The sequence below is a fragment of the Streptomyces sp. NPDC058289 genome, from assembly GCF_042880975.1.
GTDB lineage: Bacteria > Actinomycetota > Actinomycetes > Streptomycetales > Streptomycetaceae > Streptomyces > Streptomyces stoeckheimensis.
On sequence record NZ_JBHVYI010000055.1, the window covers coordinates 1 to 20,918 of the forward strand.

Here is a 20,918-nt window from a genome sequence, read left to right on the forward strand (position 1 = left end):
GCACCTCGCTGCACTGCCGGGGCACCCGGGTACGTCCAGTACGCGGGAGCCCCGGCAGCGCGCCGAGGCACGGCACCGGACGACGCGGGCCTGACCGGCAAGATCCGAAAGAGACGACCTTGGCCGTCTCCCGACGGAACGTGTACGCGGCGCACCACCGGGCGCGGAGCCGCCGCCCCGGTGGGGAGCCGCCGCCAGGCGGGGAGCTCGGATCCGGCGCCCCCCGCGGGCCCCCGTAAACCCCTTGCCGGACCCGGAGGGCCCTCGGCATCATGGCCGCCATGACGATCACCCGCCGAAAGGGCGATGCCGCGTAGACGGCCCGGCGCGCTGCGCGCCGAACGGGGAACGTACGAGGACCGGCGGCCGCCCGCCTGGGCGCGGGCGCTCCCGCCCGTGGACCGGCTGCCGCCCGAGGCGGCCGCGGCCGTGCACTGGGCCCGCCCCGGACGGGCCGGTGAGATCGCGGACCTGCTGGCCAGGTACCGCGGCTTCCTGAGCCGCCCCGGCCGCCACCTCTACTTGGGCCCCTCCCCGTGCGCCGACTGCCCGGGGTGCTCCTTCGCCGGCGTCGCCTCCGTCCGCGACGAGCTGCGCGACCACCACCGGCTGCTGCCGCCGGTCGGCAGCACCGCCCTCGGTCGCGTGCTGCGCGGCCTGGACGACGAGTTCCGCCGCCGCACGATCGAGGACCCGGACCCGCCGGACTCCGGATGTGCCGACTGGCTCGGCCGCCCGCTCGCCTGGTGGCACCGGCGGCTGCGCGAGGCGGACCCGGAGCCCGACCGGTCCGAGTACTGGTGACTTCGAGGGCACCGCCCCGGGGTGTCGGACCGGCCGCGGCCCGGCCAGGGGTACCGTGGCGGCGTGAGCGGAGAAGACGACCTGCGGAAGCTGCTGAGCGGAATGCGGCCCGAACTGAACGACGGGCTGTACGTGTTCTGCACCATCCCCGGAGACACCGACCCGGAGGCCCTGGCCGGGCTCACCCCCGTCGCCTCCGTCCTGGAACCCGAGGGGCTCACCCTCGTGCTGAGCCAGGAGGACGCCGACGAGGCCGGACTCCCGTACACGTACACCGCGGGCTGGATCACCCTGCGCGTCCACTCCTCCCTCGACGCCGTCGGCCTCACCGCCGCCTTCGCCACCGAACTCGGCGCACACGGCCTGAGCTGCAACGTCATCGCCGGCTACCACCACGACCACCTCTTCGTGGACGCCGCCCGGGCCGCCGAGGCCGTGGCCGTCCTGGAAGCGCTCGCGGAACGCTCCGCACAGGGCTGAGCCGCCCGCCCGTACCCCTTCCGGCGGCCTGCCGAAGAAGGTCATCTCCATGTGCCGCACCAGGCTTCCCGGGCGCGTGTGCGAGCGTACGCTGAACCCCCGAACAGGCCTGAGGCGTACCAGCCATGACGGAACGCCGGACCCGCAAGCGGCGCACGATGTTCGAACGTGACACGGAGCTCACCGCCGTCGACGAGCCCCTGGACCAGCTCACGGACCCGGGCCCCCACCGCCCCGACGAACTCCCCGCGCACGCCGAGGCCTTCCGTACGCTGCCCGGCCGCGCGGGACACCGCCCGCTGAGCCTCGCCCCGCTCACCGCCGAGGCCGTCTCCGGCCTGGTCCGGGAGGCCGTCGGCGAACACGCCGACGAGGCGTTCTGCCGGGAGGACTGGGCCGTCACCCCCGGCAACCCCTTCGAGGCCGTCGAGCTCACCGCGAACGTCCGGGCCGGGTGGACGAGGCCTGGGAGCTGTCCCGGGAACACGAGTACGGGGAGCCCTTCCCGGCGGCTGTCGTCTTCCCCGACTCCCGGACCGTCCACGTGGAACTGCTGCTGGCCCGCGGCCAGGCGAAGGCCGCAGCGGCGGAGCTCGAGGCCGTGGACCGGCGGCTGACCCCCAGGGGCATCCAGAACCCGTCCCGGTGCCCGCGGCGGCTCCACCTGGCCCGCGCGGTGGCCGCGGAGGATCCGGCGCGGGCGCGGGAGCCGGCCGAGGAGGCGGTACGCCGGGCCCGTGCCTTCGGGGCTGCGTCCGGCATCGGCCAGGCCCTGCGGGTGGCCGCGGAGGTGGCTTCGCCGCAGGACCGCCCGGCCCTCCTGGAGGAGGCGGTGGAGGTCCTGTCGGCTTCGCCGGCGGCCCACGAGCCGGCGCTCGCGCCGGCCGCGCCGGGGGAGGAGCGGGGGGATGCGGAGCTCCTGCTCCGGGCGGTCCTGGCGGCTCGGGCCTGCGGGGCGGACGGCCTGGTGGCCACCGCCACGACGGCCCTGCTCGCCCGCGGTGGCGCCCTGCCGTGCGGGTCCGTGCCCGGAGCGGCACCGGCCACCACCCGCTGAGCGGTCTCGGGGGCGCACAGGCCTGCGGGCGGGTGGGCGGGTGGGGCCGGGTCGGCCCTGCGGGGCTGGGTCCCCTACCCGCCCTTCGCCCGTTCCCCGGGGCTGCGCCCCAGACCCCGCGCCTCAAACGCCGGCGAGGCTGGATCTACCCAGCCCCCGGGCAGCGGCACACCCGGAGCCCGGGTCAGGGGGCGGGTCGGGGGTGGAGGGCCGCGGGACGCGGCAGGGCACGTACCATGGCGGCATGTCCTTCCTCCGCCGCCACCGCGCCGCCACACCCGCCGGCCCGGACTTCGACGTCCTGGCCATGGACCCGGGGGACTGGCCGGGCAACCTCGGGGCCGGGCTGCTGCCCGCGCCCGACGGCAGCTGCCAGGGTGTCTTCCTCCGCTACGACCTGTTCGGCGGACGCGGCCCCGCGATGATCATCGGAAACCTCCCCGAGGGTTCCCCCGCGCGCGACCTCTCCGAGGGCCAGGTCCCCTTCGAGGTGGCCCAGCTCCTCGACGCCCTCGAGAACGACGAGGACGTCGAGGTCACCGGTGCCGAGGACTGCCCCGTCATGCAGGGCGACAACCTCCTCATCGTCCGGAAGGTCAAGCTCTCCGAGAGCCGGATCAGCTGCGTGCAGTTCGACCGCAGCGACAACGTCCTGGTCACCATCGCGAGCTGGGACCGGCCGATCACGGACGACCTCTACGCGCTGCTGAAGCCGCTCCCGGCCGAGCTCTTCCAGCAGGGCTAGTCCGCCCGCGTCACGCGTCCGCGATGTCGTTGGCGGCCACGTAGCCGAACGTCATCGCGGGGCCGATCGTCGACCCGGCCCCCGCATAGCTGTGCCCCATCACGGCCGCACTCGCGTTGCCCGCTGCCCACAGGCCGCGGATCACCGATCCGTCCGCGCGCAGCGCGCGGGCCCGTGCGTCCGTGACGATGCCGCCCTTCGTGCCCAGGTCACCCGGCACGATCTTGAAGGCGTAGAACGGCGGCGCCCAGATCGGGGCCAGACAGGAGTTCGGCGTCACGCCGGGGTCCGTGTAGTAGTGGTCGTACGCGGTGTCGCCCCGGTGGAAGTCGGGGTCGGTGCCGTTCCACGCCTGCGCGTTGAAGCGGTTGAGGGTGGAGCGCAGGGCGGCCGCGGGCACCCCGATCTGGTTGGCGAGGGCGTCCCAGGTCCATGCCTTCTTCGCCGCGCCCGCCTGGTACCAGGAATCGGGGAAGACGATCGTCGGCAGGATGTCCTTGAACAGGTACTTGTTGCGGTAGTTCTGATCCACGATCAGCCAGGCCGGGATGTGCGAACCGGTCGCGTCCCGGTCCTTCTCGTACATCACGTGCACCACATCGCTGTACGGGGCGGCCTCGTTGACGAAGCGGGCGCCCTTCGCGTTGACCATCAGGCCCCCGGGCAGGGTCCGTTCGGCCAGGCAGAAGTACGGTTCGTTCGGGAGCGGGATCGAGGGACCCCACCAGGCGTCGTCCATCAACGCCAGTGCCGCACCGGCCCGTTGGCCCGCCCGGATCCCGTCGCCCGTGTTCTCCTTCGCGCCCACCGACCACTGGGTGCCGACCGGCTGCTGCTGGTACTGGGCCCGCATCTGCGCGTTGTGCTCGAAGCCGCCCGAGCCGATGACCACGCCCTTGCGGGCCCGCACCACGCCCCGTACGCCCTCCTTCTCCACCACCACGCCCGTGACCGCACCGCCTTCCTGGACCAGGTCGACGAGCGGGCTGTTCAGCCACACCGGGACCCCGGCCCGGATCAGACCGGCCCGCAGACCGGTCGCCAGGGCCTGGCCCATGGTCAGCGGCTTCTGCCCGCGCAGCGCGGCCGCCGTACCGCGTGCCAGGCATTCGGTGGACACCGCGAGCCCCTTGGCGCTCACGGCGGCGAGGTTGAGCCACTTGTAGTCCTGGCTGAACACCACCATTCCGGCCGGCACGGGCATGTACGCCGGGTTCAGGTGGGCCAGTTCGGCGCCGAGTATGTTCCCGTCGATCTGGTCCGGCTCGATGGAGCGGCCGTTCGGGAGCCCGCCGGGGAGGTTCGGGTAGTAGTCGCTGTAGCCGTCCATGAAACGGAAGCGCAGCGGGCTGTTGGCCATCACGAAGTCCAGCATCCGGGGCCCGTTGGCGAGGAAGGCCGCCTGCCGGTCCGCGGAGGAGCCGTTGCCGACCACCGCCGACAGGTACTGCGCGGCCTTCGCCGGGGTGTCGGGCACGCCCGCGCCCAGGATCACCGAGTTGTTGGGCAGCCAGATCCCGGCACCGGACCGGGCGGCCGAGCCGCCGAAGGTCGGGGCCTTCTCGACCACGAGCACGCTCAGGCCCCGCTTGGCCGCGGTGAGTGCGGCGGTCATTCCGGACGCCCCGGAGCCGACCACGACGACGTCGTACTCGCCGAGCGCGGGTTCACCGGCCGCGTGCGCGACGGCGGTCGGCAGCACGGTGGCGGCGAGCACCCCGGCGCCGGTCCCGGCGAGGACCGTCCGGCGGGAGGGGAGGGCATCGCTTGGTCCGGGACTCGCTGAGGAGGCGGTTCTCGCGGTCATGGGCAGGCTCCAGCGGAGAGGGAGTGAGGGGTGGATCCAGCATTCTGATGCTGAGTCAGAAAAGGTCTTCGGGGGATCATGTGAAGTCAAGGCATACGCGCCGGTTGCGCTCCGGGCCCGGACGCGCGAAATCCCGTGCCGCACACACCGGGTGTGTGCGGCACGGGATTTCGTGGGCGACCGCGCGGTGCGCGGCCGGGTCAGCGCGTGCCCACCGCCGCGCGGACCGCCCTGCGGGCCATGCCCGCGTCGTCGTGCAGGCGGCGCAGCAGCAGGCGCTGCTCCTCGCCCGAGGACTGGGCGCCCGCAGGCAGCGTCTGGGTCGGCGTGGCCGCCAGCATCGAGCGCTGCACGGCCGTCTCCGACATCCGGATCTCCCGGGTCAGCACCAGCATCAGGTTCACCAGGAACGCGTCCCGGGCGGCCGGACCGGCAGCCTGCGCCAGGCGGCTGATCTGGGCCCGTGCGGCCGGGGCGTCGCCCAGTACCGTCCACAGGGTGGCCAGGTCGTAGCCCGGCCGGTACCAACCCGCGTGCTCCCAGTCGAGGAGGACGGGACCCGTCGGGGACAGCAGCAGGTTCGACAGCAGCGCGTCGCCGTGGTTGAACTGCCAGGGGTTGCCCGACATCTTCACGCCGTGCAGCAGCTTCTGCAGATCGCCGAAGTCACGGTCGGTCAGCAGGCCCAGCTGGTAGTCCCGGGCGATCCGCCGGTCGTAGTCCAGCGGACGCCCGAACAGCTCGTCGGCGGGCTGCCAGCCGTTCACCTGGCGCACCGCTCCGAGTGCCGCCCGCAGGTCGGCCCGCGGCGGGGCCTCCACCGGATGCCGCTGGAGCGCGGCGACCCGGCCGGCCATCCGCTCGACGATCAGTACGCAGTTCTCCGGATCGGCGGCGATCAGCCGCGGCACCCGGACCTGCGGGCGGTGCCGGACGAACGTCCGGTACGTCGCTATTTCGTGCCGGTACCGCTCGCGCCACTCGGGCGAGTGATCCAGTAAAACCTTCGCGACGGCCGTCATCCGTCCGGTGGTTCCCACCAGCAGGACCGACCGGCCGCTGCGGCGCAGTACCTGGACCGGCGCGAACTCCGGACAGATGCGCTGCACGGAAGCGAGTGCGGTGCGCAACTGCGCGCCCTGGGGACCCGACAGGTCGATTCTTCCGCTGAGCGGCTGCGATCCGGTACCCGGCATCCGCCGTGCCCGTACGGCGCCCTGCGCCGAGGCCGCGGGGCGGCCGGGTTCGAGGTAGGGGCCGCCGCCCGCGGGGAGCGTGCGGTGCGGCCGGACCGGGGCGGACACGGAGGACGTGGCTACGTACATGGCGTTACGGATCCCTTCGTGCGCCGACGAGTTGCATACGCCGCCCCGCCGGATCCCGTGCATCACCCTGGGGAGTTCCGCCGGTGACCGGGTCGGGGAGGCGCATTCCTACCTGACACCCGGGCGTGGGTGGCGGACCACATTGCGTGCCCTGGCGAACCCTGGCGAATAGTCGCTCGGCATCTGACGGGGGGCTACTGTCAACTCAGCCGAGAACCTGGGGGCTTGACGTGAGCAAAGGTCCAAACACCCGTCTGAACGACCTGTTCGGCCTGGCCGGCTGGTCCAAGGGCGAACTGGCGAGGATGGTCAACCGGCAGGCGGCCTCGATGGGTCACCACCAGCTGGCCACAGACACCTCGCGGGTGCGGCGCTGGATCGACATGGGGGAAACCCCGCGCGAGCCGGTGCCCACGGTACTGGCAGCACTGTTCACCGAGCGGCTCGGTCGTGTCGTGACCATCGAGGACCTCGGGTTCGTACGACAACGGCGCACCGCCAAACAGCAGTCGGACGGGGAGCAGGAGAACCCCGACGGAATGCCCTGGGCGCCCGAACGCACAGCCGCGGTCCTCACCGAATTCACGGGAATGGACCTCATGCTCAACCGTCGCGGTCTGATGAGTGCGGGTGCCGCGCTCACCGCCGGCTCAGCCCTCAGCAATGCCATGCACGACTGGCTCCACACCGACCCCGCCCGCGCGAAGGACGTGCACCGCCACGGTGACTCCTTCCAGGCCGACTCCGCGGGCTACGACCGCTACGAGGCCGCGCCCATCGGCTCCCAGGAGATCGAGGCCCTGGAGCGTTCGGTGGAGGTCTTCCGCGCCTGGGACGCTTCCAGAGGCGGCGGCCTCCAGCGCAAGGCCGTGGTCGGGCAGCTCAACGAGGTGGGCGGCATGCTCGCGTACCACCACCCCGACCACCTCCAGCGCAGGCTGTGGGGGGTGGCCGCCAACCTGGCGGTCCTGGCCGGCTGGATGTCCCACGACGTGGGCCTGGAGCCCACCGCGCAGAAGTACTTCGTCATCGCCGCGCACGCGGCCCGCGAGGGCGGCGACCGGCCGCGCGCCGGGGAGGCGCTCTCCCGGGCGGCCCGTCAGATGGTCCACCTGGGCAAGCCGAACGAGGCCCTGGACCTGATGAAACTGGCGCAGTCCGGCTCCGGCGAGCAGACCCTGCCCCGGACCCGCGCCATGCTCCACACCATCGAGGCCTGGGCGCAGGCAGCGCTCGGCAAGGGGCAGGCCATGCGCCGCACCCTGGGCGAGGCCGAGGACCTGTTCGTGTCCACCTCGGGCGACGTGCCGCCGCCCTCCTGGATGCAGCACTTCGACGAGGCCGATCTGCACGGCATGCAGGCGCTGGCCTTCCGTACCCTCGCCGACCACGATCCCTCGGCCGCGACCATCGCGCAGCAGCACGCGAAGGAGGCCCTGCGGTTGCGGGCCGACGGCCACCAGCGCTCGAAGATCTTCGACTACATCTCGATGGCCTCCGCTTGCTTCATCGCCGACGACCCGGAGCAGGCCGACCGCTACGCCCGCCTGGCGCTGGTCTCGATGAACGAGACCTCCTCGCACCGGACATGGGACCGGCTGCGCGAGATGTACCGGCTGAGCGGCCACTACTCCGGATTCGCCGGCATCGAGGAGCTCCGCGAAGAGATCAAGCTGGCCCTCCCGAACAGTCACGTGGCGCGATCGGTCTGAGACCGGTGGCCGACGGGGTCCGGGGACGAGAAAGGCCGCGCCTCCCGGCGCGGCCTCGAGTCCCGTGAACCGCCCGCTACGAGCCGATACGGGCCACCAGTACGCAGGCGTCGTCCTCGCGCTCGCCCTCGCCGAACTCCCCGATCACCAGGCGCACACAGTCCTGCGCGGACCGGGCGGCGGAGAAGTGCGGTGCCAGCGCCAGCAGTCGTTCGGTCCCGTCGGCCTTGCTGAACTCGATGCTGCGCGGCGTCAGTCCGTCCGTGTGCAGGACGAGTACGTCGCCCACCTCCAGCCGCTCCTCGGCCTGGCCGTACGTGGCTCCGGAGGTCGCTCCCAGCAGGACGCCCTCGGGCGGCAGCAGTGAACGGCCCTGGCCGCGCCGGAACAGCAGCGGGGCGGGGTGACCGGCCTGCGCCCAGGACAGCACCCGGCGCGCGGGATCGTAGCGGCAGCACACGGCGGATCCGAGCGCGGGCTGGACGGAGGTCTCCAGGAGCTGGTTCAGCCAGCCCATCAGCGGGCCCGGCTCGATGCCCGCCATGGCCATCCCGCGCAGGGCGCCGAGCATCATCGCCATGCCGGAGGTCGCGGTCACGCCGTGCCCGGTGAGGTCACCTACGGTCAGCATCGAGTCCCCGTCGGGGAGTTCGAGCGCGTCATACCAGTCGCCGCCGATGAGGGCGCTGGTCGCGGAGGGCAGATAATGCGCCGCGACGTCCAGCGCCCTGGTGTTGTCGTGCGGGAACCGCAGGGAGCCGCGCCACGGGGGGAGCACGGCTTCCTGCAGCTCGACCGCCAGCCGGCGCTCGGTCTGCGCGATCTCCTGCCGACGCTGCAGCGAGTCCCGGGACTCGCGCACCGCCCGCTGGCTCCGGCGCAGTTCACTCACGTCCCGCAGCACGGCCCACATGGAGGCCGTGCAGCCGTCGGAGTCGAGTACCGGCTCGCCCCTCATGTGCAGCGTCCGGACCCGGCCGTCGGCCCGGACGATGCGGAACTCGCCGTCTATCGGCTTGCCGTCCACCAGACAGGCCGTCACCATCGCAGTCAGCAGCGGCTGGTCCTCGGAGAACAGGGTGGATCCCAGTTCATCGAGGGGCAGCGCGCCGGCCTCGGGGGAGCGGCCGAAGATCTGGAAGAGTTCGTCGGACCAACTGACCTCATCGGTCAGCAGGTTCCACTCGGCACTGCCGACCCTGGTCTGCTGGGCCTCGGCCCCCGTCTCGGGGGCGGCCTGCGGCAGCGCGGCCGACTCGGGCGAGGCGGGCGGCAGTCCCTCTTTGAGCTGGCCGAGGTGGGCGCGGATGTCGTCGAGGTGGTGGACGGCGAGGTCGCACAGTGCGCGCTGCCAGCGGCCCTGCGCGTCGTCGTCGTCGACCACGGTATCGCGGCGGACTGCGTCGACTTCGCCCCGGAGCTGTCGGGTCTGCGAGATCAGCGCGTCCACCGACCCTGGCTCTGGGGGTTGCGCGGGGCGGTCCGCGTACAGGTGGGACGGCATCTGAACTCCGATACAGGCGCGGCACGGCCAAGTCTGAGGAGGGACCGGTTCTGAAGGAAGGGCCGGTAACGACTGTGGCACAGCCAGCGACGGCCTGTAAGGCGTTTGGCAACATCCGTGGCGGACTTGCATCAGGCATATGCCTGAGGCCTTCCGGCCCTCCTGGAGCGTGCGAACGAATCCAGTCAGCCCCTGTCGACTGGCAGGCGGCGGAACCCCGTTGGCCCTTGTCGTTCCCGGGCCGTCGCTCCGTGACCGGTGCCGGGCGGATCGCACCGGATGCGTGGCGGGCCCGGGCGCACCCGGCGTGCACGGTGTGCCGTAGCCGTGCCGCAGCCGTGCTCCTTCCCCCGTCCGACCACGGCCGGAAACCGGCCGTGCGGACGAGGGCGATCGATCGTACGGCCGAGGTGTACGAGGCCCGCCCGCTGCCGTATTGGCGAAAGACGACGCAGGACCCGGATCAACACGACCGGGCCGGCGCCCCCCGAACGAAGGACCCCGTGGGCCTCGGCCGCGCCGGCCGCGCGAGAGGGCGGATCCGACCGCCCGTGCAGTGTGATCGTGGCCCCGGGTGACGGTATGTCCGATATTCCGCCCGGGGTGTGATCCAGGCTTCCCCCAGCACCCCCGAATGGCTACTCTACGTGCCGGTAATGAGCCGGGGAGGCTCGCTGAGGCGGGCCGCGTGCAGGGTGGGGACACAACGACATGACCGGGCAGAGCCATGCGCCGACCGATGGGCAGAGCCGGCGGTCCTTCCTCACCTATCTGATCGCCGCGCCGACCCTCGCCCTCGTCACGCGCGCCGGAGCCGACCTCCTCGCCCCGCAGCCCGCGCAGGCCGTGATCCCGACCCTGCCCGCCCCCGCCGACCTGGTCGACCTCGGCGACCTGTTCATCCTGGCGGGCGCCCCCACCTCGGCCCTGCTCGCGCTCGTCGTGGAGGCCGACGGAACCATTCGCTTCCGGCTGCCGCGCGAGGAGGTAGGCCAGGGGCTCACCACCGCCGTGGCGATGCTCGTCGCCGAGGAACTGGACACCCCGCTGGCCGCCGTACGGGTCGAACTGGACGACGCGCGCCCCGAGCTGCTCTTCAACCAGCTCACCGGATCCTCCAACTCCATCCGCTCCCTCTACGGTCCGGTCCGCCAGTGCGCCGCCACCGCCCGGGCCCGGCTGGTCGCGGCCGCCGCCGTGCGCTGGAGCCTCCCGGCGTCGACCCTGATCACGGCGAACGGCGCCGTCCGCGCCCCCGACGGCCGCACCGCGACCTACGGCTCCCTCGCCGCGGCCGCCGCCGAGCCCGCCCTGATCGTCCTCGGCGCCACCCCCAAGCCGACGGCGAAGCACGCCCTGGTCGGCAAGCCCACCAGCCGGATCGATGCCCGCGCCATGGTCACCGGGGCCCAGCGCTACACCCTCGACCTGGACGTGCCCGGGGCCAAGCCCTGCGTGGTCCGCCGCCCGCCCACGCTCGGCGGCAGCGTCCGCTCCGTCGCCAACCTCGACGCCGTCCGGGCCATGCCCGGCGTCCTGCACGTGGTCACCGTCGCCACCGGGGTCGCCGTCGTCGCCGAGACCTTCGGGCAGGCCCTCAACGCCAAGGCCGCGCTCCAGGTCACCTGGGGCCCGGGCCCGGCCGACCAGCTCTCGGACGCTGCCGTGCGGACGAAGCTGCGCGCCGCCACCCCGCCGCTGCTCGTGCCGCCGCTGCTCACCGCGCACGTGGACGCCGAGTTCGACTTCGCCTTCGTCAGCCACGCCCCGATGGAGACCAACTCGGCCGTCGCCGACGTGCGCGAGGACCGCGCCGAGATCTGGTCCGGGCTCAAGTCGCCGATCGTGGCCCGCGAAACGATCGCCGCCGACCTCGGCCTGCCCCTGGACAAGGTCACCGTCCACGTGGTGCAGGCGGGCGGTTCCTTCGGCCGCCGGCTGTTCTTCGACGCGGCCCTGGAAGCGGCCCGGATCTCCAAGGCCTGCCGCCGCCCGGTCCGACTGATGTGGACCCGGGTGGACGACACCCGGCACGGCCGGATGCGCCCGGCCACCCACCACAAGATCCGGGCGACGCACCTGCTGGGCGAGGTGCTCAGCTTCGAACACCGGGTCGCCGCCGCGGAGACCGACTTCCGGCACGGACTCGGCGAGATCATCACCGCCACCGCCGCCGGCCTCCCGCTCGGCATCGGCAACGCCACCCTCGCCCAGACCCTGTTCCTCACCACGATCAAGTCCCCGTACCACTTCGGGCTCACGACCCAGGCGCTCACCGAGGTGCCGACCGGGGTTCCCACCGGGTCCTGGCGGTCGGTGTACTCGGCGAACACCCGGGGGGCCGAGGAGATCGTGGTGGACGAGCTGGCCGCCGCGACGGGTCGGGACCCGTACCAGTTCCGCCGGACCTTCCTGAAGACGGCCGCGCAGCGCGCCGTGCTCGACAAGGCGGCCACCGAAGGGGGCTGGGGCCGGGCCATGCCGTCCGGGTGCGCCCAGGGCATCGCCTTCCACGAGGAGTACAAGTCCCGGACGGCCTGCCTGGTCGAGATCGACACCAGGGATCCGGAGCACATCCGCGTCACGAAGGCGGTCATCGCCGTCGACGTGGGCCTGCCCGTCAATCCGCGCGGTCTGGAGGCCCAGATGATCGGCGGTCTGACCGACGCGATCTCCACCACGCTGAAGGCCGGTCTGCACCTGGACAAGGGGCTCCCGCTGGAAGGCAGTTACAGCCAGTTCCACTGGGCGCAGCAGCGCGACACCCCGAAGGACGTACGCGTCTTCGTGCTCCCGGCGACCGGAACCGAGCCCGGCGGGGCCGGCGAGCTGGGCCTGCCCGCCGCCGTCGGTGCGATCGCCAACGCCTACGCCCGGGCCACCGGCACCAAGCCGCGCAGCTTCCCCCTCGACTTCGACGTCGACTTCACCCCTTACCCGCGCTAGGCCGTCTGGACCTGACCGGCAACATCCCCAAGAGACGACCTCCAGGAGAGCCGAACCGTGCCCTCGCACACCTTCACCGTCAACGGGCAGAGCGTCACCGTGGACGCGCCCGACGATCTGCCCCTGCTGTGGGTGCTCCGCGACATGCTGAACGTGCGCGGCCCCAAATACGGCTGCGGAGTGGACGTCTGCAAGGCCTGCACCAGCCACCTCGACGGGGTGGACGTCCGCCCGTGCGTGGTGCCGGTCTCCGCGTGCGCGGGGAAGGCGGTGACCACGATCGAGGGACTGGCCGACGGCGAGGACCTGCACCCGGTGCAGGAGGCCTGGCTCGAACAGGACGTCGCCCAGTGCGGCTTCTGCCAGCCCGGCCAGATCATGGCCGCCGTCGCCCTGCTGAAGCGGACCAGCACGCCCACGGACGAGGACATCGACGCGATCGCCAACATCTGCCGCTGCGGCACGTACTTCCGCATCCGGGAGGCCATCCGCAGCGCGGCGGCGAAGATGTAGGCGGTTCACCCCATGACACAGGGTCTATATGGGACAAATCGCCACGGTTTTGGCTGATCATGCCTGAATGAGGCGTATCAATGCGAAACGTGTGCTGGTCGGCGAACCGCTCGACACCGCGCGTCTGGGCGAGACCCTGCTGCCCAAACGGCTCGCGCTCCCGATCTTCTGCAGCGACCCGCTCTCCTCCGTGGCCTACGCCACCGAGGAGATCCTGCTGATCCTCGCCCTCGGCGGGGTCGCGCTGCTCCACCTCGCCTGGTACGCGGCCGCCGCCATCGTGTTCCTGCTCGTGGTCGTCGTCGCCTCCTACCGGCAGACCTGCTACGCCTACCCGGGCGGCGGCGGCGCCTACATCGTCAGCTCCAAGAACCTCGGCCAGACCGCCGCCCTCACCGCTGCGAGCGCCCTGCTCGTCGACTACGTCATGACGGTCGCCGTCTCCGTGGTCTCCGGGGTCTCCGCCATCACCTCGGCGATCCCCTCCCTCTCCGACCACGAAGTCCCCCTGTCGGTGGCTTTCGTGGTGCTGCTGACCCTCATGAACCTGCGCGGGGTACGGGAATCGGGCCGCGTCTTCGCCGTCCCCACCTACGGCTTCGTCCTTGTCATCTACCTGATGTTCGCGGTGGCCGCCTACCGGCTCGCGACCGGCGACACGATCCGCGCCGAATCCGCGGAGCTGCCGATCACCGCCGAGGGCAACTACGCCGGCCTCGCGGTGGTGCTCCTCGCGCTGCGGGCCTTCGCCTCCGGCTGTACCGCGCTCACGGGCGTCGAGGCCATCAGCAACGGCGTCCCCGCCTTCCAGAAGCCGAAGAGCAAGAACGCGGCGAGCACCCTCGCCGCGATGGGCGCACTCGCCGTCACCATGTTCGCCGGGATCACCTACCTCGCCATGAACTACGAGGTGCACGTGGCGGCGGAGCCGACCGAGCTGGGCCTTGCCCCCGGAACCCCGATGTCCACCGCGCTCGCACAGATCGGCAGAGCCACCTTCGGCGACTGGCACGTCCTCTTCTACCTGCTCCAGGCCGTCACGGCCGGCGTCCTGATCCTCGCCGCGAACACCGCCTTCAACGGCTTCCCGATGCTCGCCTCGATCCTGGCCAAGGACCGGTACGTACCGCGCCAGCTCTTCAACCGCGGCGACCGGCTCGTCTACTCCAACGGCGTCGTCCTGCTGGCGCTCGCCGCCATCGGCCTGATCGTCGCCTTCGACGCCCAGCTGACCCGCCTCATCCAGCTCTACATCATCGGCGTCTTCGTCTCCTTCACCCTCTCCCAGGCGGGCATGGTCAAGCACTGGAAGCAGGAGCTCGCCTCCCCGGAGACCCGCAAGGAGGAACGGATCCACATCCACCGCCGGCTCGCCATCAACGCGGTCGGCGCCGTCATGACCTCCGTGGTCCTGGTCATCGTCCTCATCACCAAGTTCACCCACGGGGCCTGGCTCGTCGTCATCGCCATGCCGCTGCTCTTCATCGGGATGAAGGGGGTGCGCCGCCACTACGACACGGTGGCCCGGGAAGTCGCCGTCGCCCCCGGGGTCAAACCCCGCAAGCCCGCCCGCCACCACGTCGTCGTCCTCGTCGCCGCCGTCCACGCGCCGACCCTCAAGGCCCTCGGCTTCGCGATGGGGCTGCGCCCCGACACCCTGACGGCCGTCTCGGTGGCCGCCGACGAGGACGATGCGAACCGGCTGCGCGAGGCCTGGGCGGACCACGACCCGGGCATCCCGCTCAAGGTGCTGCACTCCCCGTACCGCGAGGTGGTCGGGCCCGTGCTGGCCTACGTGCAGGAACAGGCGGCCGCCGAGGGCACGGACATGCTCTCCGTGGTCATCCCCGAGTACGTGGTCGGGCACTGGTGGGAACAGCCCCTGCACAACCAGAACGCGCTGCGCCTCAAGGCGCGCCTGCTGTTCACGCCCGGGGTCGCGGTGATCGACGTGCCGTTCCTGCTGGAGTCCGCGAAACCGTCGGAGGAGGGAGCTGCGGGGACGGGGGACCCGCAGGAACAGGCGGGGACCCGGCCGGGCGCTGGGTGACCGCCGTGTGGGCCAGCGCCAGCTCCACGACGTGGGCGGGATCGGCCAGCGAGCGGCCGGTCAGCTGCTCCAGGCGGCGCAGCCGGTTCGAGACGGTGTTGCGGTGGCAGTACAGCCGCTGGGCGGCGTACGTGGTCGAGCCCCGGCAGGACAGCCAGGTGCCCAGGGTGGTCAGCAGCACCCTGCGGTCCTCCGGAGCCAGCGCCAGGACCGGACCCAGCACCACCTGACGCAGCCGGCCCGCGAGTTCGGGCTCGGCCGCGACCAGTGCCGCCGGAAGCCGCTCGTCCAGCAGGGCGGTGTGCGGACCGTCCGCCCCCGGCGCCGCGCGGAGCGCGAGGACGGCCAGCCGGCGGGCCGCGGCCAGCTCGCCCGGCGTCTCCACCACCGGGCTCACCCCGGCCCGTAAGCCGAGGGGCGCCAGCAGATCGGTCACGGAGGTCAGCGGCAGCCCGCCCAGCTCCACGAGGCCGGTCTCCCCGTCGGCGCGGATCCGCCACAGCACGCGCGGGGCGCCGGCCGGGGCCGCCCACGCGCCGTCCCCGGGATCGAGGACCACCACGGCGAACCGGCCGCGCTCCGGAAGTCCGAGCCGCCGCGCCGACTCGGCGGACCGGCCCGCCGGACCGCCGTCGTCGAACAGGGCGTCGAGGAGGGCGCCCCGCAGCTCCCGCTCGCGGTCGCCGCGCACGGCCTCGGTCCGACGGTAGGACTCGGCCGCCGCGTCCGCCATCCGGTCGACCACGTCCCACAGCGCGGGCGCCCCGGGCAGCAGCCGGGGCAGCGCCGCCCGGTCGTGGGCGGCGACGGCCTCGGTCAGGACCTGCCACAGCAGCCTGCCGCAGAGCCGGTGGAGGCGCAGCAGGGAGTCGAGCGGCAGCCCCTGCCGGGCGCGGAGCTCGCCGTCGGCGCGGGCCTCGCCGAGCTCGGGCGGCAGCCCGCGGGCCGCACGGACCAGACCGTCGACGGTCTGGCGGAGCAGCTGGTGGACCCGCTCGCGCAGGGCGGCCCGGCCGAGCAGGGCAACGTAGACGGCGCAGGCCGGGTCCTCGGCCGGTGACCGGTCGGCGAGCCGCTCGGCGGCCACGGCGATCCGGCGGTCCAGGTCCTCGCGTATCTCCCCGATGATCCGCTCCATGACGGGCAGGGTGGCACGTCCGGGGGGCCGCTGGGGAGGGCCGCGACGAGGCGGTGTCCGCTAGCGTGTCCGAAGCACTGCACGTGCAGTGCATATGCGGCGGTCATACCGGCAGCCACGTCCACACGGTCAGGGATCCACCCATGCGCCAGAACCCCGAGCGCCGCGCCGCGCTGCTCGACGCCGCCATCGAAGTCCTCGCCCGCGAAGGCTCACGGGGGCTGACCCTGCGCGCAGTGGACGCGGAGGCCGGGGTGCCGACCGGCACCGCCTCCAACTACTTCGCCCACCGCGCCCAGCTCCTCGTGCAGATCCTGCACCGCACCCGCGAGCGGCTGACCCCCGATCCGGCGGACCTGACGGGCCCGTTCGACACGAAGGTGCTGCTGCGCCGGCTCCTGGAGCGCATGCGCCGCGAGCGCAGCGTCCACACCGCGATGCTGGAACTGCGCCTGGAGGCCACCAGACGGCCCGAACTCCAGGAGGCACTGGCCGGGTTCCAGGGCGCCGAACTGGAGGCGAACATCGCCTGGCACCTGGAGGCGGGACTGCCGGGGGACCGGCAGGGCGTGGTCCTGATCTACCTGGCCATGCTCGGGCTGATCGTCGACGACCTGACCGTGCCCGGACTGCTGGACCCCCAGTCCCCCCAAGGGGTCGAGGGGCTCATCGACACCATGGTCGAGCGCCTCCTCCCGGAAGGTCCCGCCGACTGACTATCGTGCCGGTAGGGCCGGTTCCGGCAGGACCGGCGGCACCGGCTCGCATCGCGGGGATCGCAGGGATCGCGGGAGGAAACCGTGGCAATGGCGGACATCACGGGGCAGGGTGCGGCCGACGGCGCCCGCGGCTGCGACGGCGGCATCCAGTGGTTGGCGGACTGGAGCGCCTGGTACGTCAGCCTCACCTTCGCCCGGGGCATCGGCCCCGAGGAACTGGCCGCCCGGCTCGGCGCCCTGCCGGACCTGCACCCCGGGCCGCTCGGAGCCATCGACGCGTGGAGCATGGTCACCGAGACGGTGGACGGCGACGGGGTGGCCCGGGTCGGGAGCTGGGGCGGCTGGTCCTTCGCCGTGGAACACGGAGTGCCCGCCGGGGCGCAGCGCCTCGCGGAGGTCTCCCGCTCCGGGGCCGAGGCCGTGTACCTCGACCCGCAGCCCGATCACCCGCCCAAGCAGTTCGCGTACGCCCGGGACGGCGAGCTGGTCTGCTGCTTCGGCATCGGCGAGGAGCACTGGCGCGGCGGCCACCGGCCCGACTTCCTCCTGCCCGAGCTGGTCGAGGCCAAGATCCTCACCCCGGACGGCTGCTACGCCCGCCCCGAGGACGAACCGTACGGGGAACGCGACCGCCTCACCCTCGCCGTACTGGAACACCGCTTCGCGCTGTCCCTTCCCCGCCGCCTCGTCGAGGAGACCCCGCTCCCGGCCTACGTGACCTGCACGCAGTAGGGGTGCTTCCCGTCAGCCGGCGTGGTCCCGGATCACCCGCCGGGCCAGCAGGGCGCGGGCCGGAGCCAGTTCGGCCGCGACCACCTGCGCCCGGGGCCCGTCGCAGACGACGAGGGCGGGCCGCGGGTCGGCCGAGGCCAGGCAGCGCCGGCGCAGGTGGGTCGGCGGGTGGGTGTCGTCGACGCTGTGCCCGCGCCGGGCCGAGACCCGGCGCAGCCGCTCGTACTCGTTCTCGGGGACGGAGCCGATCCGCGCGGCCAGCCGTTCCCACAGCTCCCGCTCGGCGGCCTCGCGCACCTCGCGGCCCCCGGACCCACCGCCCGCCCGGGCCGCCGCCATCGACTCGCGCCGCAGGTGTGCCTCGACGCCTTCGCTGACCAGCAGCCGGTCGAACAGCGTGACGGCCGCCCCGCTGGAACCGGCACGGGCCGCGCCGGCGTCGGCCATGTACTCCGCACGCTGCGAAGCCCGCAGGCTCAGGCCGTCGAGCAGGTGGATCAGCCCGTAGACCGCCCAGCGCGGCAGGAACGTCAGGGCGTTCACGAACCAGTCCATGATGTTGTCGTGCTTCACCGAGCTCAGGACGGAGTGCCATTCGACCAGGGACCGCAGGGCCCCGTGCACCACGAACGAGGAGCGGACGTCGCCGTTCGCGAAGTGCCCGAGCTCGTGTCCCAGCAGGGCCACGCGCTCCTGCGGCGTCAAGATCTCCCACAGCCCGAGGCCCAGGAACATCACGCGCCGGCCTCGGTACCCGTAGGTGCGGACCCCGGCGTTGACGGAGGCGTCCACGACCACCGCGTCCACCCCCGTCGTCCCGACGGCGGCCCCCACCTCGTCGATCAGCCCGAAGAGTCCGGGGGCTTCCGCCCGGAACAGAACCGGCGGCCCCTTCGGAAGCCGGCCCGGCCGGGGCAGCAGCAGGGCCACGGCCACGAGGAGCAGGACGCCGAGCACCGGCTGGATGCCGGTGTGCCACCCGCCGATGATCAGCACGGCCGCGGCCAGGAACAGGCCCGCGGTGACCCCGTGCACCAGCAGGGCGAGCCCGAAGGCCAGGGCGGTCGACCGATCCGCCCCGCCCCGCCCGGCCCCGCTCCCGCCCCGCTCGATCTCCTCCGCCAACTGCTCCCCGTGACGCGCAGCCAGGCGCCGCCGGACCTTCGCGAGGCGGCCCCGCTCCGGATCCGGGGCGCCCGGGTCCACGTTCCAGTCGCAGGCTGCGCACCAGGTGACGTACCACGCGTGCAAGGTGACCTCGGTCCCGCACTCCGGGCACGGCCGCACGCCCGGGGCGTCCGTCGCCCCGACGTTCTGCCTCACGGTTTCCATGTCCGCTGATCCCCTCCCCGCCGCGGACCTGCTGTGATCCGCGGTCCGCGCAGGATAGAGGGGACCGGGCCGGCCTCCGTGGCCGCCCGGGGATGGACGGTTTTGGTCGGGGAGCGGGCGTCTTGTGACACTACGAGGGTGAACGCGACCGACTTGTTCCACCAGACGCTGCGCGAGCGGATCGCCCCAGCGCTGCGCGACGCGGGTTTCACCGGCACGGGGCTGGAGTACCGGCTCCGCGCCGCCGAACCCGACCACGCGCTGCTCGGCTTCCAGCGGAGCGCTTCGTCCGGGGCCGCCGAGTGCAGGTTCACCGTCAACCTGCGCGCGGTTCCGTACGAGGAACACGAGGCCCTGCGGCGGCTGCGACCGGCCCTCGGGACCCGGCTCAGCGCCAACCGCATCGGCCCCGTCGGCTGGCACGCCAGGATCGGACGCCTGCTCGGCCATCCGCACGACCACTGGTGGAGCATCACCGACGAGCGCACCGCCGCCCGCGTCGCGGACGAGGTCACGGACGCGGTGCTGCGCCACGCCGTCCCCGCCCTCTGGGGCGAGGTGACCGACCGGCCCCCGCTGCCGGGGCCCGTGGTGGATGCGGCGCCCGACTGCCTGGATCCGGTGTGCTTGCGCGTGGACGGCGATCCGTTCCCCGTCACGAGCGGAGAGGCCCCCCTGCCCGTGGACCTCGAGGGAACCCTCGTCCTGGAGACGGGAGAGCGGCGCCGGGCCTCGCCCTTCCTCACCGTCCACGACGAGCTGACCGACGCGGAAGCCCGCATCGTCATCGACGCCCCCTGGCGGCTGGAGCAGCCGCTCTTCGGCTCGGTCCGGGTCGACATCGCCGCCGACGGCGACGTCCGGGTCTCCGCCAGCCCGGGCAGCATGCTCCCCGGACATCCGCTGGCGCTCCTCGGCGAACTGGCCCTGTGCCGGATCAACACGGCCGAGGTCACCGGCAACGGCTCCCTGCGGCTCAGCTTCGAACTGGGCACCCCGCGCGAGGCCTGCCTCACCGTCTCCGGCGCCCCGCACGCGCTGACCGTCGGCGCGCCCTGGCACATCGAAGGCTGGACACCGGCCCGCATCTGACCGGCCCCGGCGGACGGCCCGCATCTGACGGCCCGGCCGGGAGGCTCAGCCGCCGAGCTGCCGTGCCAGGTGCCGGATCATCGACTCGGTCGCCGGGCTGCGGTCCCCGTACGGGCGAACTCGCCGGGCCTGACCGGCCCGTCGAGCGGCGGCCTGGCGTGCGGGGGCACGGCGAGCATCAGTTTCGACCCGCAACTGGCCGTCGCGCAGCCCCGCGATATCGCGCAGAGCCTCCTCCGCGGCCTCGATCTCGGCGAGCACTCGGGTGGCGTGGGATACCAGGGTGTGCCCGGCGGCGGTCAGGCGTACGCTCCGACCGGAGCGTTCCAGCAGCGAACAACCGGCCTGGCGTTCGAGCGCGGACAGCTGTTGGGAAGCGGCGGAGGCGGTGACGTCGGCGCGGAGGGCGGCACCCGCGATGGTGCCCGTGCGCGCGACCTCGACCAGGAGCTTCAGTTTCCGGGGGTCGAGCATTAGTTGATCTTATGCTCAGGTTTACGCGAGTCCGCTGGTTTTGAGCTCCATGAGCGACTTTGATGGGTTTGCCAGGCCTCGTACCGGAGCAGGGGGACCACTCATGGGCACCGAACACAGCCAGAAGGACCGCGCAGGCAGCACAGGCAGCGCAGGCGGGGGCGGCGCCACCACCACCGCACCCACCCTCATCGGTTCCGTGCAGCGGGCGTTGCGGCTCGTGGAAGCGATGTACGCGGAGGGCGGGGCGACCGCCAAGCGCCTGTCCCGGCTCACCGGAATCCCGCTGCCCACCGTGTACCACCTGCTGCGCACCCTCAGCCACGAGGGCTACGTACAGCGCGAGGGCGGGGCCTTCCGGCTCTCGGACGATCTGCCGCTCGCTTCGTGACGGGCGGGTCCGCGGGGGGCGTTCGGGGCGCGCGATCCAAAAGAATGATCAAAAGGGGTGGGGTTCCGGCCAAGCTGTCACGTGCCATCGCGCATGT

General features: G+C 72.8%; 18 protein-coding genes and 1 pseudogene. 13 read left to right on the forward strand and 6 right to left on the reverse strand.

What is annotated here, in order from left to right; translation table 11 throughout:
- The first annotated feature begins 306 nt into the window (after positions 1 to 306).
- From ACFVX6_RS25830 to ACFVX6_RS25850, 5 genes are all read left to right on the forward strand, one after another.
- Positions 307 to 804 carry a hypothetical protein gene (locus ACFVX6_RS25830; RefSeq protein WP_389695244.1) on the forward strand — a complete coding sequence of 166 codons (498 nt, stop codon included), beginning with the start codon at positions 307 to 309 and terminating at the stop codon, positions 802 to 804.
- A 63-nt stretch (positions 805 to 867) separates the two neighbouring features.
- On the forward strand, positions 868 to 1,284 hold the full coding sequence (locus ACFVX6_RS25835) for an ACT domain-containing protein (protein WP_389695246.1): 417 nt from the start codon (positions 868 to 870) through the stop codon (positions 1,282 to 1,284).
- Positions 1,285 to 1,409: 125 nt separating this feature from the next.
- Complete coding sequence (locus tag ACFVX6_RS25840; RefSeq protein ID WP_389695248.1) at positions 1,410 to 1,901, forward strand: hypothetical protein; 492 nt, start codon at positions 1,410 to 1,412, stop codon at positions 1,899 to 1,901.
- On the forward strand, positions 1,829 to 2,341 hold the full coding sequence (locus ACFVX6_RS25845; protein WP_389695250.1) for a hypothetical protein: 513 nt from the start codon (positions 1,829 to 1,831) through the stop codon (positions 2,339 to 2,341). Before ACFVX6_RS25840 ends, ACFVX6_RS25845 begins: the two co-directional genes overlap by 73 nt.
- 244 nt (positions 2,342 to 2,585) lie before the next feature.
- Positions 2,586 to 3,086, forward strand: coding sequence for a hypothetical protein (locus tag ACFVX6_RS25850; protein WP_266911468.1), 501 nt, complete (start codon positions 2,586 to 2,588; stop codon positions 3,084 to 3,086).
- 10 nt (positions 3,087 to 3,096) lie between these two features.
- Here the strand turns inward: ACFVX6_RS25850 and kstD are convergent, their stop codons facing one another.
- Both kstD and ACFVX6_RS25860 read right to left on the reverse strand, forming a co-directional pair.
- Positions 3,097 to 4,893 (reverse strand): 3-oxosteroid 1-dehydrogenase, encoded by a 1,797-nt coding sequence (gene kstD / locus ACFVX6_RS25855; protein WP_389695252.1) that lies wholly within the window; start codon positions 4,891 to 4,893, stop codon positions 3,097 to 3,099.
- Positions 4,894 to 5,093: 200 nt separating this feature from the next.
- Complete coding sequence (locus tag ACFVX6_RS25860) at positions 5,094 to 6,218, reverse strand: aminoglycoside phosphotransferase family protein (protein WP_389695254.1); 1,125 nt, start codon at positions 6,216 to 6,218, stop codon at positions 5,094 to 5,096.
- A gap of 230 nt (positions 6,219 to 6,448) precedes the next feature.
- Between ACFVX6_RS25860 and ACFVX6_RS25865 the strand changes: the two genes are divergently transcribed.
- Entirely contained in the window at positions 6,449 to 7,930 is a 1,482-nt protein-coding gene (locus ACFVX6_RS25865; RefSeq protein WP_389695256.1) for a hypothetical protein, read from the forward strand.
- Between the two features lie 76 nt (positions 7,931 to 8,006).
- Here the strand turns inward: ACFVX6_RS25865 and ACFVX6_RS25870 are convergent, their stop codons facing one another.
- A complete protein-coding gene (locus ACFVX6_RS25870) occupies positions 8,007 to 9,434 on the reverse strand; it encodes a PP2C family protein-serine/threonine phosphatase (RefSeq protein ID WP_389695258.1) in 1,428 nt (475 codons plus the stop codon).
- Between the two features lie 711 nt (positions 9,435 to 10,145).
- On the opposite strand from ACFVX6_RS25870, the gene ACFVX6_RS25875 reads away from it, so the two are divergent.
- The 3 genes from ACFVX6_RS25875 to ACFVX6_RS25885 all read left to right on the forward strand — a co-directional run bounded on the left by ACFVX6_RS25875 (position 10,146) and on the right by ACFVX6_RS25885 (position 14,943).
- A complete protein-coding gene (locus ACFVX6_RS25875) occupies positions 10,146 to 12,380 on the forward strand; it encodes a molybdopterin cofactor-binding domain-containing protein (RefSeq protein WP_389695260.1) in 2,235 nt (744 codons plus the stop codon).
- A gap of 57 nt (positions 12,381 to 12,437) precedes the next feature.
- Complete coding sequence (locus ACFVX6_RS25880; RefSeq protein WP_266959941.1) at positions 12,438 to 12,893, forward strand: (2Fe-2S)-binding protein; 456 nt, start codon at positions 12,438 to 12,440, stop codon at positions 12,891 to 12,893.
- 67 nt (positions 12,894 to 12,960) lie between these two features.
- Positions 12,961 to 14,943 carry an APC family permease gene (locus tag ACFVX6_RS25885; protein WP_389695262.1) on the forward strand — a complete coding sequence of 661 codons (1,983 nt, stop codon included), beginning with the start codon at positions 12,961 to 12,963 and terminating at the stop codon, positions 14,941 to 14,943.
- A gap of 22 nt (positions 14,944 to 14,965) precedes the next feature.
- Here the strand turns inward: ACFVX6_RS25885 and ACFVX6_RS25890 are convergent.
- Positions 14,966 to 16,081 (reverse strand): annotated as a pseudogene (locus ACFVX6_RS25890) (helix-turn-helix domain-containing protein); the annotation flags it as partial.
- 143 nt (positions 16,082 to 16,224) lie between these two features.
- On the opposite strand from ACFVX6_RS25890, the gene ACFVX6_RS25895 reads away from it, so the two are divergent.
- Both ACFVX6_RS25895 and ACFVX6_RS25900 read left to right on the forward strand, forming a co-directional pair.
- Positions 16,225 to 16,797, forward strand: coding sequence for a TetR/AcrR family transcriptional regulator (locus ACFVX6_RS25895; RefSeq protein WP_389695264.1), 573 nt, complete (start codon positions 16,225 to 16,227; stop codon positions 16,795 to 16,797).
- A 90-nt stretch (positions 16,798 to 16,887) separates the two neighbouring features.
- On the forward strand, positions 16,888 to 17,532 hold the full coding sequence (locus ACFVX6_RS25900; RefSeq protein ID WP_389695266.1) for a DUF6461 domain-containing protein: 645 nt from the start codon (positions 16,888 to 16,890) through the stop codon (positions 17,530 to 17,532).
- 12 nt (positions 17,533 to 17,544) lie between these two features.
- Here ACFVX6_RS25900 and ACFVX6_RS25905 read toward each other — a convergent pair whose 3' ends face one another.
- Positions 17,545 to 18,864, reverse strand: coding sequence for a M48 family metalloprotease (locus ACFVX6_RS25905; protein WP_389695268.1), 1,320 nt, complete (start codon positions 18,862 to 18,864; stop codon positions 17,545 to 17,547).
- Positions 18,865 to 19,002: 138 nt separating this feature from the next.
- Here ACFVX6_RS25905 and ACFVX6_RS25910 point away from each other — a divergent pair, with 138 nt between their 5' ends.
- Positions 19,003 to 19,956 (forward strand): DUF4304 domain-containing protein, encoded by a 954-nt coding sequence (locus tag ACFVX6_RS25910; protein ID WP_389695270.1) that lies wholly within the window; start codon positions 19,003 to 19,005, stop codon positions 19,954 to 19,956.
- Positions 19,957 to 20,001: 45 nt separating this feature from the next.
- Here the strand turns inward: ACFVX6_RS25910 and ACFVX6_RS25915 are convergent, their stop codons facing one another.
- Entirely contained in the window at positions 20,002 to 20,430 is a 429-nt protein-coding gene (locus ACFVX6_RS25915; protein ID WP_389695272.1) for a LysR family transcriptional regulator, read from the reverse strand.
- A gap of 103 nt (positions 20,431 to 20,533) precedes the next feature.
- Here ACFVX6_RS25915 and ACFVX6_RS25920 point away from each other — a divergent pair, with 103 nt between their 5' ends.
- Positions 20,534 to 20,821: a helix-turn-helix domain-containing protein gene (locus tag ACFVX6_RS25920; protein ID WP_389695274.1), complete on the forward strand. Its 288-nt coding sequence runs from the start codon at positions 20,534 to 20,536 to the stop codon at positions 20,819 to 20,821.
- Positions 20,822 to 20,918: the final 97 nt, after the last annotated feature.